At 66.7% G+C, this 14,457-nt stretch carries 13 protein-coding genes; 8 read left to right on the top strand and 5 right to left on the bottom strand.

What is annotated here, in order from left to right; all coding sequences use genetic code 11:
• Positions 1-256 precede the first annotated feature (256 nt).
• From ABZ789_RS04015 to ABZ789_RS04005, 3 genes are all read left to right on the top strand, one after another.
• The gene (locus ABZ789_RS04015; protein WP_358419283.1) at positions 257-2,938 is read left to right on the top strand and encodes a transglycosylase domain-containing protein; all 2,682 of its coding nucleotides are present in this window, start codon (positions 257-259) and stop codon (positions 2,936-2,938) included.
• 9 nt (positions 2,939-2,947) lie between these two features.
• The gene (locus tag ABZ789_RS04010) at positions 2,948-4,540 is read left to right on the top strand and encodes a glycosyltransferase family 87 protein (protein WP_358419280.1); all 1,593 of its coding nucleotides are present in this window, start codon (positions 2,948-2,950) and stop codon (positions 4,538-4,540) included.
• A 68-nt stretch (positions 4,541-4,608) separates the two neighbouring features.
• Positions 4,609-5,052, top strand: a complete 444-nt coding sequence (locus ABZ789_RS04005; protein WP_358419277.1) for an RNA polymerase subunit sigma-24 — start codon at positions 4,609-4,611, stop codon at positions 5,050-5,052.
• Between the two features lie 296 nt (positions 5,053-5,348).
• On the opposite strand, the gene ABZ789_RS04000 is transcribed toward ABZ789_RS04005, so the two are convergent.
• Genes ABZ789_RS04000 through ABZ789_RS03990 form a run of 3 tightly spaced genes read right to left on the bottom strand, consistent with a single transcriptional unit; the run spans position 5,349 to position 7,680 of the window.
• Entirely contained in the window at positions 5,349-5,729 is a 381-nt protein-coding gene (locus tag ABZ789_RS04000; RefSeq protein ID WP_358419274.1) for a DUF2752 domain-containing protein, read from the bottom strand.
• Positions 5,730-5,755: 26 nt separating this feature from the next.
• Positions 5,756-6,346, bottom strand: coding sequence for a GNAT family protein (locus tag ABZ789_RS03995; protein WP_358419271.1), 591 nt, complete (start codon positions 6,344-6,346; stop codon positions 5,756-5,758).
• Positions 6,343-7,680, bottom strand: coding sequence for a glycosyltransferase 87 family protein (locus ABZ789_RS03990; protein WP_358419268.1), 1,338 nt, complete (start codon positions 7,678-7,680; stop codon positions 6,343-6,345). The genes ABZ789_RS03995 and ABZ789_RS03990 overlap by 4 nt, the downstream gene beginning before the upstream one ends.
• Positions 7,681-7,833: 153 nt before the next feature.
• Between ABZ789_RS03990 and rpsF the strand changes: the two genes are divergently transcribed.
• From rpsF to dnaB, 5 genes are all read left to right on the top strand, one after another.
• Positions 7,834-8,121, top strand: a complete 288-nt coding sequence (gene rpsF, locus ABZ789_RS03985) for a 30S ribosomal protein S6 (RefSeq protein WP_006550802.1) — start codon at positions 7,834-7,836, stop codon at positions 8,119-8,121.
• A 64-nt stretch (positions 8,122-8,185) separates the two neighbouring features.
• On the top strand, positions 8,186-8,704 hold the full coding sequence (locus ABZ789_RS03980; protein ID WP_358419265.1) for a single-stranded DNA-binding protein: 519 nt from the start codon (positions 8,186-8,188) through the stop codon (positions 8,702-8,704).
• 42 nt (positions 8,705-8,746) lie between these two features.
• A complete protein-coding gene (gene rpsR / locus ABZ789_RS03975; RefSeq protein ID WP_006550800.1) occupies positions 8,747-8,989 on the top strand; it encodes a 30S ribosomal protein S18 in 243 nt (80 codons plus the stop codon).
• A gap of 17 nt (positions 8,990-9,006) precedes the next feature.
• A complete protein-coding gene (rplI, locus tag ABZ789_RS03970) occupies positions 9,007-9,462 on the top strand; it encodes a 50S ribosomal protein L9 (RefSeq protein ID WP_358419260.1) in 456 nt (151 codons plus the stop codon).
• A gap of 490 nt (positions 9,463-9,952) precedes the next feature.
• A complete protein-coding gene (gene dnaB / locus ABZ789_RS03965; RefSeq protein ID WP_358419257.1) occupies positions 9,953-12,151 on the top strand; it encodes a replicative DNA helicase in 2,199 nt (732 codons plus the stop codon).
• Between the two features lie 612 nt (positions 12,152-12,763).
• Here dnaB and ABZ789_RS03960 read toward each other — a convergent pair.
• Together ABZ789_RS03960 and ABZ789_RS03955 are read right to left on the bottom strand one after the other, a co-directional pair.
• Positions 12,764-13,384, bottom strand: a complete 621-nt coding sequence (locus ABZ789_RS03960) for an RES family NAD+ phosphorylase (RefSeq protein WP_358419254.1) — start codon at positions 13,382-13,384, stop codon at positions 12,764-12,766.
• Positions 13,381-13,905 carry a hypothetical protein gene (locus tag ABZ789_RS03955; protein WP_358419251.1) on the bottom strand — a complete coding sequence of 175 codons (525 nt, stop codon included), beginning with the start codon at positions 13,903-13,905 and terminating at the stop codon, positions 13,381-13,383. Before ABZ789_RS03955 ends, ABZ789_RS03960 begins: the two co-directional genes overlap by 4 nt.
• Positions 13,906-14,457 lie beyond the last annotated feature (552 nt).

Here is a 14,457-nt window from a genome sequence, read left to right as displayed (position 1 = left end):
TGCCGGACCGCCGCCGGGGCAGCGGCCAGGTCCTCCTGCCGGTCCGGGACAGCCGGGTCCGGGACAGCAGCGTCCTGCCCCGGGCCCGATGCAGGGCCGTCCGTTGCCGCCGCAGCCGCCGCGTCCCGGGGGCCGGCCACCGTATCCACCTCACGGTCCCGGTCAGGGGCCGCGTCCTCAGGGTCCCGGTCAGGGGCCGGGCCCACAGGGGCCTCAGCAGGGTCGTCCCCCGCAACCGTTCCCCCCGCGGGGACCGATGCCCGCACCGGGGCCGAACCAGCCGCGGAACCCGAACCAGCCGATGCCGCCGCGTCCCGGTACGTTGCCGCCCGGTGTGATTCCTCCCGTTCAGCGCTCGCCGCAGCCGGACCCCACCGTCGCCATGCGTCCCGGAGGGGACGCGGCGCCACAGCGTCCCGGAGGGGACGCGGCGCCACAGCGTCCCGGAGGGGACGCGGCGCCACAGCGTCCCGGAGCCGGCGACGCGACACAGCGCGTCGCTGCGTCGGCGCCGCTGGGAAGCGCGAATGATGCACGCACCAGCCGTGTCGCCGCGGGGCCGCCTGCGGGTGGCCCTCCGACCGTGCCCCCCAGGGGCGGTTCCGGTGGCGGTGCCGGTGGTGGTGCCGGGGGTGGAAAGGGCGGTGGCAAGAGCAATCGCTGGCGCACGATCCGTCGGATCGGCTACGGCGTGGTCGCCGCGGGCATCCTCATCCCCGTCCTCACGTTCATGCTGGCGTACGTCGCCCAGGACGTGCCGCGCCCCGATGAACTGCAGACGAACCAGGCCGCGACCATCTTCAACTCCGACGGTCAGGGCGTTATCACCAAGGTCATTCCGCCGGAGGGCAACCGCACCGAGGTCGAACTGGACGCGATTCCCGTGCATGTCCGCAACGCTGTGCTCGCCGCCGAGGATCGCGAGTTCTACAGCAACCCGGGCTTTTCGATATCCGGCTTCGCGCGCGCTGCCCGCGACAACGTTCTCGGTCGCGAAAGCGCCGGTGGTGGTTCGACCATCACCCAGCAGTACGTGAAGGTCGCGGTCGTCGGTTCCGAGCGAACCCTGACGCGAAAGCTCAAGGAACTGGTCCTGTCGACGAAGATGGCGAACCAGTGGGCAAAGGACGACATCCTCGCCGCATATCTCAACACCATCTACTTCGGCCGGGGTGCCTACGGCATCGCAGCCGCGTCGAACGCCTACTTCGGCAAGCCCGTGGGTGAGCTCACCGTGGAGGAAGGTGCTGTGCTCGCGTCGTCGATCCAGCTGCCCTCACTGCTCGATCCGGAACAGAACCCCGACGGTGCGCAGGCGCGGTGGAACTACGTGCTCGACGGCATGGTCACCGCGGGCACGCTCGACGCTGCCGAACGGGCCGGGATGAAGTATCCGGCCTACGTACCGCTCGCCGAGCTCGACAGCGGCGACCAGTCGTCCGGTCCGGAGGGCCTGATCAAGAATCAGGTTCTGGCCGAGTTGTCGCGAGAGGGTATCGACGAGAACCTTCTCAACAAGGCCGGCCTCCAGATCACCACGACGATCGATGCGCAGGCCCAGCAGTCGGCAGTCGAGGCAGCGCGCAACAACCTCGAGGGTGAGCCCGAGGAGCTGCGTACCGCGGTGGTCTCGGTCGATCCCCGATCCGGCGCGGTCCGTGCGTACTACGGCGGCGAGAGCGGTGTCGGCTACGACTTCGCACAGTCCGGTCTGCAAACCGGTTCGTCCTTCAAGGTGTTCGGCCTCGCCGCGAATCTCGACCAGGGGGTGCCCCTGTCGAAGACGTACGACAGCGGCCCGCTCACCGTCAACGGCATCAAGATCGGCAATGTCGAGGGGCAGTCGTGTGGTGACTGCACCATCGCCGAAGCCCTCAAGCGGTCGCTGAACACGAGCTTCTACCGGATGATGCTCGAGATGGACAACGGTCCGCAGGCCATCGCCGACATGGCGCACAAGCTCGGTGTCGCGAAGGAACTGCCGGGTATCGGAGAAACACTCACCGAGCCGGATGGGGCAGGCCCCAACTACGGCATCGTCCTCGGCCAGTACCAGTCGCGCGTGCTCGACATGGCGTCTGCCTACGCGACGCTCGCTGCGTCCGGCCGGCATCACCAGCCGTACTTCGTGCAGAAGGTCGTCACCTCCGACGGAGAAGTCTTGCTCGACCGCGGTGCACCCTCGGGCGAACAGGTGGTCGATGCCGCGGTTGCCGACAACACCACAGCGGCGATGATGCCGATCGCCGCGTACTCCAACGGTCATGCCCTCGCAGGCAGCCGTCCGTCGGCAGCGAAGACCGGTACCGCGCAGCTCGGTGACACCGGCTCCAACAAGGACGCGTGGATGGTGGGCTACACCCCGTCGCTGTCGACTGCGGTGTGGGTCGGCACCGAGGAAGGCCTGCCTCTCGAGAACAGCTGGGGCGGGATGATCTACGGGTCGGGTCTTCCGTCCGACATCTGGAAGGACACGATGGACGGTGCGCTCGAGGGCACCGACGTCGAGTCGTTCCCGAAGCCGGCCCCGATCGCCGGGGTCTCGGGTGTGCCCTCGTGGACCGCCACGACGACGGCTCCTCCCACCCGGGAGGAGACCTCCACCTCACGCCCGGTGCCCAGCCTGCCGGAGATTCCCGAGATCACCACGCAGAACGTGGAGATCTTCCCCGGCGTGACGATTCCGGTTCCGGGAGTCGCCCCGCAGACGACCACGCAGAGCGTGCCCACCCGGCCCGGCACCGGCGGCGGCCGGCAAGAGGACCAGAGTGAGGACAGCGGCGGTGGCACCGGCGGCGGAGCGAGTGACGACACCGGCGGTGACGAGCCCGACAGCGGATCGCCTCAGCAGAACCGTATCCCCGGCCTCGAGAACTCCGATCCGGAAGCGCAGGAGGCCAGTCCTCGGGGCGCCTTCGGATACGCCCCGGCGGGGTAGCCTCGCCGCGTGAGCGACAACCTGGGAAACGATCCTCGGCCGGTGGTGTCTGCGGCACCGCCGGCCGAGGATCGTCGTTCCCTGGACTGGCGCGACACTCCTGGACGTACCGATCCGATGGTGTCGCGGCTGAGCACGGTGATCGGGGGGCCGGTCGGTCGGCATGCGGTACTCGGACGCACCCGCTTCTTCACCCCGCTGCGAGCGATGTTGTTGCTCGCCGTCGTCTTCCTCGCATTCGGGTGGTTCACCAAGGCAGCCTGTGTGCAGCAAGGCCCCGTCGGAGCGGACGGCGCGCTCGGCCTGGACTGGAGTGGCAACCGTCAGTACGTGGCGATGTGCTATTCCGACATCGTGCCGCTCTACGGCGCCGAACGCCTTGCGGAGGGCGCCTTCCCGTATCGGACGTCGTGGGAGGAACCGGGGCCCGACGGGCAGATGCAGACCCGGTACATGGAGTATCCGGTTCTCGCGGGTCTCTACCAGTACGGCTCGATGCGGATCGCGAAAGCGTGGGACGCCACGCCGTGGCTCCCCGACGCCCTGCAGGTCGTGATCTATTTCTCCGTCGTCGCCGTCGGGCTCGCACTCGCATGGCTCGCCACGGTATGGGCCACGGCGATGTCGGCGGGCCGGAGGATCTGGGACGCCGCACTCGTCGCGGGGTCACCGCTGGTCCTGGTGCATGCTTTCACGAACTTCGACGCTCTGGCCACGGCATTCGCTGCGGGCGGTCTGCTCGCATGGGCCAGGCGTCGCCCCGTCCTCGCCGGCATCTTGCTCGGTCTCGGTGCGGCGACGAAGCTGTATCCGCTGCTGTTGCTCGGACCGCTGTTAGTGCTGTGTCTGCGCACCGGCAATCTCCGCCCGTTCGCCCGGACCGCAGGCTCCGCGGTCGCAGCGTGGCTGGTCGTGAACCTGCCGATCATGGTGCTCTACCCACGCGGGTGGGCAGAATTCTTCCGGCTCAACTCCGAGCGCGGGGCGGACCCGGATTCGATCTACAACGTGTTGCACTCGTTCCTGGGCTGGCCGGGATGGTCGGCCTCGTCCTTCAACGTCGTCTCGCTCGTGCTGTTCGCGGCAGCCTGCGTCGCGATCGGCTGGATCGGACTCACCGCACCCAGGCGCCCCCGCTTGGCGCAGCTGTGTTTCCTCCTCGTCGCGGCTTTCCTGCTCACCAACAAGGTGTGGAGTCCGCAGTATTCGCTGTGGCTGGTGCCTCTCGCCGTACTGGCGGTGCCCCACCGCCGCGCACTGCTCGCATGGATGACGATCGACGCGCTGGTGTGGGTGCCGCGGATGTACTACTACCTCGGCCCAGACCAGAAGGGGTTGCCGGAGCAGTGGTTCACCGCCACGGTCTTCCTGCGCGACGTCGCCGTGGTGGGATTGTGTGCGGTCGTCCTGTGGCAGATCCGACGTCCGGTCAAGGATCCCGTGCGGTACGGCTTCGTCGACGATCCAGTCGGCGGGGTTCTGGACCAGGCACCCGACCGTCCGCCGCGGTGGCTGCCGCACCGTCTGAGGCCCGCCCACCAGCGGGTTTCGAAAGAACAATCATCCGAACGATGGATGCCGGAACCGACGTCCTCGTCCTAGGCTCGTAGGGGAGCTTACGAGGGGGGAGAATGACGACCGGCGGCCGGAGTTTCGGTTCGAGAGCGGACGTGACCGCATCACAGTTCACGACGTGCGAGCTGGCGTGGACGGTAGCCGCCGGCGACGCCACTGCGATTCCTGCGCTTCTGCACGACCTGCATCCGTCGGTCGTCGCGTACTGCCGGGCCCGCGCTCGAGCGGCAGGAGGCACCTTCGCCGAAGCCGACCGTCTCGCTCTCGAAGCTTGTCGCGCGATTCTCGCCGAACTCGCTTCGCCCACCGGGGCCGACCGACCTTTCCTGCGTCTGGCCTACACCGTGGTCGCCGAGGCGGCCGACGCCGAGTTCGCTGTCGCCGGAGCAGTCCGCCTGACTCGTATCCAGCAGGAGATCCTCATCCTGCGCACCATCGTGGGACTCGATTCGCAACAGACCGCTGTGGCCCTTGCGGTCGCACCCGGGCGGGTCGGTGTCGAGCAGCACGTCGCGCTGACTTTTCTGCGGGCCGCCTGAATTCCGGTCGTAATTACGGGAGTGCCGGGGGCCGGTCGATCGGCCGACTACTCACGCGGTAACTCACCGCATACGAAAGCCGAATCTACGAAGCCACATTCGCTCACGACGGGGCTGTCTCGTCGGCGCTGGTCCGGACCACTCGGTGCGGTTGTGGCAGCCCGATCCGGAAGTCGTTGCGGAGAATCTTTGTGCCACAGTCGGTACCCCGGTGAGCGAGGGGGAAGGGGAACACCTGCCGGGACGCCGTACCGGGCCCGTGCACCGGTACGGCTTGATTCCGGAAGGAGCCTCGATCAGATCCGCAGGGCGGTGAAGGGCGCCACCGGAATATTGCGCACGACGAACCACAGCGCCGTCAGAATCAGCACGAGGTGCGGGGCCCACCGGAATCGGGTCCATCGCGGCATCGGTGTGGCCCGCGCCCTGCCCACCGTCCACACACCGAAGACCACGAGCAGGACCACGAGGGCGAGGAGGCCCAAAGCGTTGTAGTGCAGGGCCGCGGGTATATCCAGGTGGAGAATCGAATACAGCATCCGCGACGAACCGCAACCGGGACACAGGATGCCGAACAACGAGTAGGTGGGGCACGGCGGAATCACCCCTCCCGGCGTGGTGGGATCGGCCCACGCCACGAAGGCGCACACTGCGATCGCACCCGTGGCGACCGCCATGGGTGCTGTGAGAGCACCTTTCGTCCTCATCGCACGAGCCGCCCCTCGAGCCGATCGCATACCGTCGGCCACTCCTCGTCGGTGAGGGAGAACAGGGCGGTGGTCCGCCAACTGCCGTCACGGCGTCTGCGGTGCTTGCGGAGCAGCCCTTCCTCGGTGGCGCCGAGTCGGCTCAGTGCCTCACGTGATCGGGTGTTGCGTTCGTCGGCATGCCAGGTCACGCGCACGGCCCCGAGTTCGTCGAAAGCACGTCGCAGCAGAAGCAGCTTCGACTCGCTGTTCACGTGCGTGCGCTGCACCCGCGTCGACAACCAGGTGTAACCGATGATCAGAGTCCGGTGGGCGGGCTCGAGCGAGTAGTACGACGTCGAACCGACGACCGTGCGGGTGGCCTCGTCGACGATCGCGTATGCGAGACGTCCCGGATCGTCCGAAGCCTCGCGAACGAAGGCGTGTGCGCCGCCGAGATCGCGGATCTCGGTGTGCGACCACATGAAGATGGCGTCCGGATCGTCCGCGGCGCGCAGCAGTCCTTGCGTGTGCGAGTCGCCCAGAGGCTCGAGCCGGATACGTGTGCCCTCGAGGACGGGATGTTCCGCCCATCTTTCGTTCGTCATGCTCTCCCCATTATCGCGGGGCGGTGATCGCGATCGGATCGTCGCGGCTGCCCGGGAGTTCTCGGCGGGACCCGCGGGAAGACGAAGAACAGCACGAGGAGCAGGATCGAGCGTCCCCACACGCCGATATGGACGAGAAGAAGGGGAAGCGTCATATCCGCCTCGCCCGCGGTCGCAGCGAACCATCGGAAGATCCCGATTCCGATGGCGAGATCGGCGAGGAGGTAGGCGGCGACGAGGCTCCACGGTATGCGGAGCAGGATCAGCAGCGGCAGCAGCCACAGGGTGTACTGCGGTGAGTGCGCCTTGTGGAAGAGCATGAACCCGCACAGCATCGCAGCGCCCGTGCCGAGCCAGGGATAGACGCCCAGACGGAGATATCGGCGCCGGCCGATCCACAGCGCGAGCACGAACGACGTTGCGATCAGAGCCGGCGACAACAGGGCCACGAGATGGTTGTAGTCCGGGGTGTTCTCGTATTCGAGGTAGCCGCCGAGCAGCGGCCGCAGGCCCCAGTACCAGATCGAATTGCTGGTCCCGTCCGCTTCCCGGTTCTGCTGGAAGGTGAACGATGCCCGCCAGCCTTCGTAACCGAGCACCGCGAAGGGCAGGTTGATTGCGATCACCGTCGCAGCTGCCGTCCCGGCGACGGCGACGGCACCGCGAACGTCCCGCTGCCCGCCGGGCGCTCGACCCTGGGTGAGGATGTAGGCGACGAGCGGCAACACGAAGAGGCCGGGGTAGATCTTGAGGCAGAAGCCGACGGCAAGAAGAGCGGCCGCGACCACCCCGCGGGTACGCAACGACCAGCGTTCGATCGTCATCACCCACACGGCAGCGACGGTGACCGCCACGACCGGAAGATCCCAGTTCAGAAAGGCGTAGAGCACCAGTGGTGGTGTGAGCGACCACACCAGTGCCGCCCATCCCGTCATTCGCGCGAGCAACCACGCGGTGACCAGGCCGAAGGGGGCGAGCAGAAGCGCAGATTGCAGAAGGAACTGCGCGTCGGTGTGGGCGCCGATCGCCCCGATCCACATGAGCACCCCACTGAGCACCGGGTATTCGACGGTGCCTCCGGTCAGCGCTCCGGACGGGGTGATCCCTCCGTCGACGAAGGGGAAGAGGTGGAGGTTGATGCCACGGCCGATCCACAGCTGCTGGATGTCCGAATAGCAGACGTTCGCGTCCTTGACGTCCTCGAACCGCAGCGTGCGGCCTTGGGCGTCGAATTCGGGTCCGGCGCAACGGGCCTTGTTCAGGTAGCCGAAGAGCAGGGTCATCGCGCACGTCAGGACGGCGACGAGCGAGACTGTCCCGGAGCTCGTGCGCATGTCTTCACCCTAGGACAAATCCTCAGTCCGCGAGGATTGCGATTTCGCTGGCCGTAGGGCGGTCGTGTACCCTTCATGGGTTGCTGACGCAACGACCCTCCTGTCACGGACCGTCCGTGACCGTTCACAGTCCATAGGAGGTGATGAGGTCTTATGCGTCATTACGAATTGATGATCATCCTGGACCCCAGCCTGGACGAGCGCACCGTCGCTCCCTCGCTGGAGACGTTCCTCAACGTCATTCGCCAAGAAGGCGGCAAGGTCGACAAGGTCGACGTGTGGGGTAAGCGTCGTCTCGCATACGAGATCGCCAAGAACAGCGAAGGCATCTACGCGGTGATCGACATCAGCGCGACGCCTGCTGCCGTTGCGGAGCTGGATCGCCAGCTCGGCCTGAACGAATCGGTGCTTCGCACCAAGGTTCTGCGCCACGGCAAGTGAGCCTGTCGGCGCCGGGCCGTAGGCTCTGGCGCATCAGGACTCCACACACTGCAGGAGGAACCACATGGCAGGCGACACCGTCATCACCGTGGTCGGCAATCTGACCGCCGATCCCGAGCTGCGTTTCACCCCCGCGGGGGCTGCGGTCGCGAACTTCACCGTCGCGTCCACGCCCCGCGTGTTCGACCGTCAGTCCAACGAATGGAAGGACGGCGAGGCTCTGTTCCTGCGCTGCAACATCTGGCGTGAGGCAGCGGAGAACGTGGCCGAGAGCTTGACCCGCGGCTCACGCGTGATCGTGCAGGGCCGTCTCAAGCAGCGCAGCTACGAGACGCGTGAAGGCGAGAAGCGCACTGTCGTGGAGCTCGAGGTCGACGAGATCGGCCCCTCGCTCCGCTACGCCACGGCCAAGGTCACCAAGGCCGGTCGCGGCGGTGGCGGAGGTGGCTTCGGTGGTTCCTCCGGTGGATCGGGCGGTGGCCGTCCCACACAGAACGCGAACGTCGGCGGAGACGACCCGTGGGGCGATGCCCCGCAGTCCGGCTCCTTCGGTGGTTCCGGGGACGACGAGCCTCCGTTCTGATCCGACCTCGATCGGAACATCCAGAAATTACGGAGAACGACCATGCCTAAGTCGCCCGCGCGCGAGAAGGTTTTGAAGAAGAAGGTCTGCACCTTCTGCAAGGAAAAGAATGTGCAGATCGATTACAAGGACACGACGCTGCTGCGCAAGTACGTCAGCGATCGCGGCAAGATCCGCGCTCGTCGCGTCACCGGCAACTGCGTGCAGCACCAGCGTGATGTCGCTGTTGCTGTGAAGAACTCTCGTGAGGTGGCTCTGCTCCCTTACGTCTCGACGACTCGCTGAGGAAAGGGAGGGACACGATGAAGCTCATCCTTACTGCTGACGTGGACAACCTCGGTGCGCCTGGCGACACCGTTGAGGTCAAGGACGGCTACGGCCGTAACTACCTGCTGCCCCGCGGCCTGGCGATCGTCGCCACCCGCGGTGCCCAGAAGCAGGTGGAGGGCATCCGCCGTGCTCAGGAGGCTCGCGCTGTGCGTGGTCTCGAGCATGCCCAGGAGCTCAAGGCTGCTATCGAGGGCCTCGAGAACGTCTCGCTGAACGTGAAGACGTCGGGCGACTCCGGCAAGCTGTTCGGCTCTGTCACCGCGGCCGACGTCGCCGGTGCGCTCAAGGCTGCCGGTGGCCCGGTCGTCGACAAGCGCATCCTCGAGCTGCCCAAGGCTCACATCAAGTCGACGGGCAAGCACCAGATCGTCGTGAAGCTGCACCCGGACGTCACCGCGAAGTTCACGCTGGACGTCGTGGCTGCCTGATTCCGGCCCCCGAGGAGCCCCACGCCTACCAGGCGTGGGGCTCCTCGCCGTCTGTGCACAGCCTGTGGATAAACCGGGGGGTAAACCACATCGTTGTGACTCCCAGGAATGTCGTTCGGGGAACGAATGGGTGAACACGCCCGACCCGGCGACACGCCCAAATTCTTTTACTCCACAGCTATTGAAAGCCGTTTTCTGCCTCCTACCTGCTCTTATCGCGAATGTGAGATCTGTTGTCCCCAGGTTGTGCACATCCGGTGCACAAGCCTGTCCTCCCCTTTCCACAATTCATCCCCAGCTGTGTGCACAACCAGAGTTGTGGACGGTCATTCCGATCCCTAACGTCGGGCGCACGACTCCACACACGGGATGTCGGTAGGGGCGAGTAGAACCGGACACGAACCCGGGTACCGACACCGGGAGTGCGTGCAGGTATCCGCCGGCGCACGACGCACCGGGCGGGGACATGTGGAGGAAGGCAGGCACTGCAGTGGCCGTCGTTGACGATCGTGGTAATCCCGACTATCCGGGACCTCCCGAGGAGCCGGGTGGAGACTTCGGTCGGCAGCCCCCTCAGGATCTCGTCGCAGAGCAGTCGGTGCTCGGCGGCATGCTGCTGAGCAAGGACGCCATCGCGGACGTCCTCGAAGTGCTCAGGCCGGGCGACTTCTACCGGCCCGCCCACCAGGTCGTGTACGACGCGATCCTCGACCTCTACAGCCGCGGCGAACCGGCCGACCCGGTCACCGTCTCGGCCGAACTCGATCGGCGCGGCGAACTCAAGCGTCTCGGTGGAGCCGCCTATCTGGTGACGCTCACCCAGACCGTGCCCACGGCCGCCAATGCCGGCTACTACGCCGAGATCGTCGCCGAGAAGGCCATTCTGCGACGGCTCGTCGAGGCCGGCACCCGCATCGTCCAGTACGGCTACGCCGGTGCCGACGGCCAGGACGTCGCCGAGGTCGTCGACCGCGCGCAGGCCGAGGTGTTCGAAGTCGCCGAACGACGCACCACCGAGGACTTCGTTCCGCTCGAAGAACTTCTGCAGCCCACGATGGACGAGATCGACTCGATCGCCAGTCGCGGCGGCATCTCGCTCGGCGTGCCCACCGGGTTCGCCGAACTCGACGAGCTCACCAACGGATTGCATGCCGGCCAGATGATCATCGTCGCAGCGCGTCCCGGCGTCGGTAAGGCTCTCGCCCTCGACACTCCCCTGCCCACGCCCACCGGCTGGACCACGATGGGTGAAGTCCGTGTCGGCGACGAACTCCTCGGCGCCGACGGCCGGCCCACGCGTGTCCTCGCCGCGACCGAGGTGATGCGCGGCCGACCGTGCTTCGACGTCGTGTTCTCCGACGGCACCGTCATCGTCGCCGACGGACGACATCAGTGGCGCACCGCCGACGGCACGATCCGCACCACCGACGAACTTGCCGACGCCGAGGCGAGGTATGCCGTCGCGAACGCCGAGCCGCTGTCGCTCCCGGAAGCCGAACTGCCCGTCTCCCCCTTCACACTCGGTGCGTGGCTGGGCGGACCCTCGTCCGACCCCGAAGTACACATGCGCGTGGAAGGCGAAGGTGGATTCACCGGTGCCCTCGCCGCTCTCGGCGCCCATATCCCGGTCGAGTACCAGCGGGCATCCGAACAACAACGCCGCGAACTGCTCGCCGGCCTGCTCGATGCAGGCGGAGAGATCGACGACGACGGCACCGTCCGGTTCGCCGGCTCGTCCGAGCGCCTGGCGCAGGGCGTCGCCGAACTCCTTGCCGGGCTCGGTTACGCACCGGTGCTCGACGGTGTCAGGATCTCGTTCACCACCGACGACGACATCTTCGTCCTGCCGAGCAAAGCTGTACGACACAAGGATTGTCGTTCCGAGGTTCCGCGCGAACGTCGCATCGTGGCAGTCCGGCCTGTTCCGTCGGTACCGGTGCGGTGCGTCGAGGTCGACGGCGACCACATGTATCTCGCGGGCCGCGCGATGGTGCCCACCCACAACTCCACGCTCAGCATGGATTTCATGCGGTCGTGCTCCATCAAGCACGGTATGGCGTCGGTGATCTTCTCTCTCGAGATGGGCAAGACCGAGATCGTCATGCGTCTGTTGTCCGCGGAGGCGAAGATCAAGCTCGGCGACATGCGGTCCGGCCGTATGACGGACGACGACTGGACACGTCTCGCCCGCCGCATGAGCGAGATCAGCGAGGCGCCGTTGTTCATCGACGACTCCCCCAACCTCACGATGATGGAGATCCGCGCAAAAGCACGGCGGCTCAAGCAGAAACACGACATCCGGCTCATCGTCGTCGACTACCTGCAGCTGATGACCTCCGGCAAGAAGGTCGAGTCGCGGCAGCAGGAAGTATCCGAGTTCTCGCGTAGCCTCAAGCTTCTCGCGAAGGAACTCGAAGTTCCGGTCGTCGCGGTCTGTCAGCTCAACCGTGGTCCCGAGCAGCGAACCGACAAGAGGCCCATGGTCTCCGACCTCCGCGAATCCGGATCGCTCGAGCAGGACGCCGACATGGTCATCCTGTTGCACCGCCCCGATGCCTTCGAGCGAGACGATCCACGTGGCGGCGAGGCCGACCTCATTGTGGGCAAGCACCGTAACGGCCCGACGGCGACCATCACCGTTGCGCACCAGCTGCACCTGTCGCGGTTCGTGGACATGGCGCGCGGGTGAGCTGATTGTCGATTTGCAGCGAAGATTAGCGAAGCGTGACGCTAGATCAACTAGGTCGTGTTTCAAATGTGGATCCGCCGATGGATTCAGTGTCCCACCCGGCGTGTCATGACAACTGAATGAGCGAGGTCTCCGGTAGAGGGTTGATCGACCAAGACAAACCTGAATACCGGAGACCTTGTGCCCAGCGTAGCGGTACCGGGGCGGGCGGATCTGAGCGACGCGCAGTGGGTGCGGTTGGAGCCGTTGCTTCCTCGGGGAAAGAAGGCGCGCCGAGACCGGTTCCCCGAGCACGCATGGTTTCGAGTGACAGGACACCCAGGCACTCGTCGATCTCGGCGGCCGCCCTGTCCTGACCTTTCTCGGGAAATTCAGGGACAGGTCGGGTGATGTCGTTGCCGGAGTGGCTCGTCGGCGCTGCCCGTCGACCATGGTGGTGGGGCGCGTTGGTCATCTCATCGTCTCGAACGCCCGGTTGCCGCTCGGCGGAGTCCGAGGTTGGTCGGGATCGGGGCGGTTCGGCTGGTCAGGAGACCATGTCCCGAGTCCGGGCACGAGAGCGACGGAACTTTGCGGGCGTTGATGCGCTGTCGATGGTGATGGGCCGGTCCGTCAGTTCCCGGGCGGTGAGACGATCCGCACCGACCGTGGCGGGCCGGCAACGGTGAAGCCGCACCGCCGGGCAGCTACTGCGAGCGGTTCGGGGTTCGGGTCGGTCGGCCAGTCGGCCTCGCCCGCCTGCCCGAACAGGGCGACCGCGTTCGGGTTCGGCCCGGTGGTGAATCGGGTCTGGTACTGGATTCCGGTGAAGCCGACGGCATCGAACGCGGCGGCCCATTCCTGTGGCACCGCGTACGGGGTCATGGACGAGAGCTCTCGGGTCAGGCCGAAGTCTGCGGCCTGACCCGCGCAGGTGTCGGCGAGGCGATGATCGTGTGGCACGGTCAGGGTCGACAGCCGGCGGGTGGCGGCGAAGTCCTCACTGATCACCCCGGTGGTCGCCAGCGCCTGGCCGACGGTTTCCCGGATGGCGGTGACCTCGTCGAAGGCGAGGTAGCAGGTGCCGCGGGGCGGGGTCAGATCGAACCGGCCGCCGCCGGCGGAGGCGAACCACCACGGGCCGTTCGCTGCCTGGTGCCCGCGGTGCAGTGGCTGCGCCGCAGTGAGTTCGCGGTCGGGGAAGCGCTGCAGCGGCCGGGCCGGTGGGCGGAGGGCGACAGCGTCTCTGCTCACGCGGCCCACCGCTGCGCGTCGGCGTGAGCCAGCGCCAGGGCTGTGTCGAGGGGGTGGCCGTCGGTGATCCAGTCGGCGGCGCTGCGGTCGCCGAGTGCGGTTTGCGGGCTGCGCAGCCATACCGCGCAGGTCCACGGGTCGGCGGCGGCGCGCAGGGTCTTCCACAGGGTGATCAGGTGCGGATGCGCCGTTCCGGAGGCCGTGAACTGCCAGGTGGGATAGACCCATTGGCCGTCGGCGAGCCGGCAGGCGATCACGGTGTCGGCGGCGACGGCTTTGTTGACGGCTTGGCGGCTCACGCCCCACCACCGTGTCAGGCCGGCGGTGTCGTAGAAGGGGCCCACGAGCCGGTCGTAGGCACCGCTGGTGGGCAGTGCCGCGGCCATCGAGTCGGCGATCGACTCGACGTCGTCGAAGACGTCGGCGGGGATGCCGGCTGCGCGGGCGTCGGCAAACGTCTTGTGGACGCGGCGGGTGAGAAGGTCCATGAGCCTGCGTTCCTGTTCGGCCAGGGTGTTCATGCCAGATCCTCCTCGATGGGTCAACTATGTCAACCCGAGTGTCCTCAGAATCGTCAACTATGTCAACGAGGGGGCCGGGATCCGATCGAACATTGCTCCCCATATCTCGCTGGTAGCGACCGTGCTGTTCGACGATGGCCGAGTGGGGCGGTCTTGCCGATTGAATCTTCAAAGGAGAGGCGCCGCTGTGCGTGTCGTCTCGGGTCGAAGCTGTCCTTCGCCGACCAGGGGTGACGAGGTCCTCGGCGCCCTGTGACCGGGAGAGTTCGATCAGCGAGTTCGACAGCTGCGGCAGATCCAAGCACTGGGCCTGGGGAGTTGGTCGAGGAGCCAGAGGCGCATCTCCATTCCCAGCTCCAGGTGACCTCAGCACATCGTCGTCGGCCTGGCTCCTGGCGTTGTTGCTCGCGATCTACGGTGCGGATCTGGGCCTGGCCTCCGCCCAGCTCACCGGCACCTGTCGGCTCCGGTTGAAGGTTGAGCAGGTATTCCGGTCGAAAAGTGAGCACTCCACTCGACGATTGAGGAGTGATCACTGTGGAGGACTGGGCG

It is taken from the genome of Rhodococcus sp. NPDC047139, assembly GCF_040643435.1.
Classification (GTDB): Bacteria; Actinomycetota; Actinomycetes; order Mycobacteriales; family Mycobacteriaceae; genus Rhodococcus.
This window is presented reverse-complemented; position numbering and strand designations above follow the sequence as displayed.

Coding starts and splice junctions, on each gene's coding strand:
- ABZ789_RS04000 (WP_358419274.1), bottom strand. CDS start 5,729: ATGGCGGTCGCCACGGGTGCGATCGCAGTGTGCGCCTTCGTGGCGTGG.
- ABZ789_RS03995 (WP_358419271.1), bottom strand. CDS start 6,346: ATGACGAACGAAAGATGGGCGGAACATCCCGTCCTCGAGGGCACACGT.
- ABZ789_RS04015 (WP_358419283.1), top strand. CDS start 257: ATGCCCGCACCGGGGCCGAACCAGCCGCGGAACCCGAACCAGCCGATG.
- ABZ789_RS03955 (WP_358419251.1), bottom strand. CDS start 13,905: ATGAACACCCTGGCCGAACAGGAACGCAGGCTCATGGACCTTCTCACC.
- rpsR (WP_006550800.1), top strand. CDS start 8,747: ATGCCTAAGTCGCCCGCGCGCGAGAAGGTTTTGAAGAAGAAGGTCTGC.
- ABZ789_RS03990 (WP_358419268.1), bottom strand. CDS start 7,680: ATGCGCACGAGCTCCGGGACAGTCTCGCTCGTCGCCGTCCTGACGTGC.
- ABZ789_RS03980 (WP_358419265.1), top strand. CDS start 8,186: ATGGCAGGCGACACCGTCATCACCGTGGTCGGCAATCTGACCGCCGAT.
- rplI (WP_358419260.1), top strand. CDS start 9,007: ATGAAGCTCATCCTTACTGCTGACGTGGACAACCTCGGTGCGCCTGGC.
- rpsF (WP_006550802.1), top strand. CDS start 7,834: ATGCGTCATTACGAATTGATGATCATCCTGGACCCCAGCCTGGACGAG.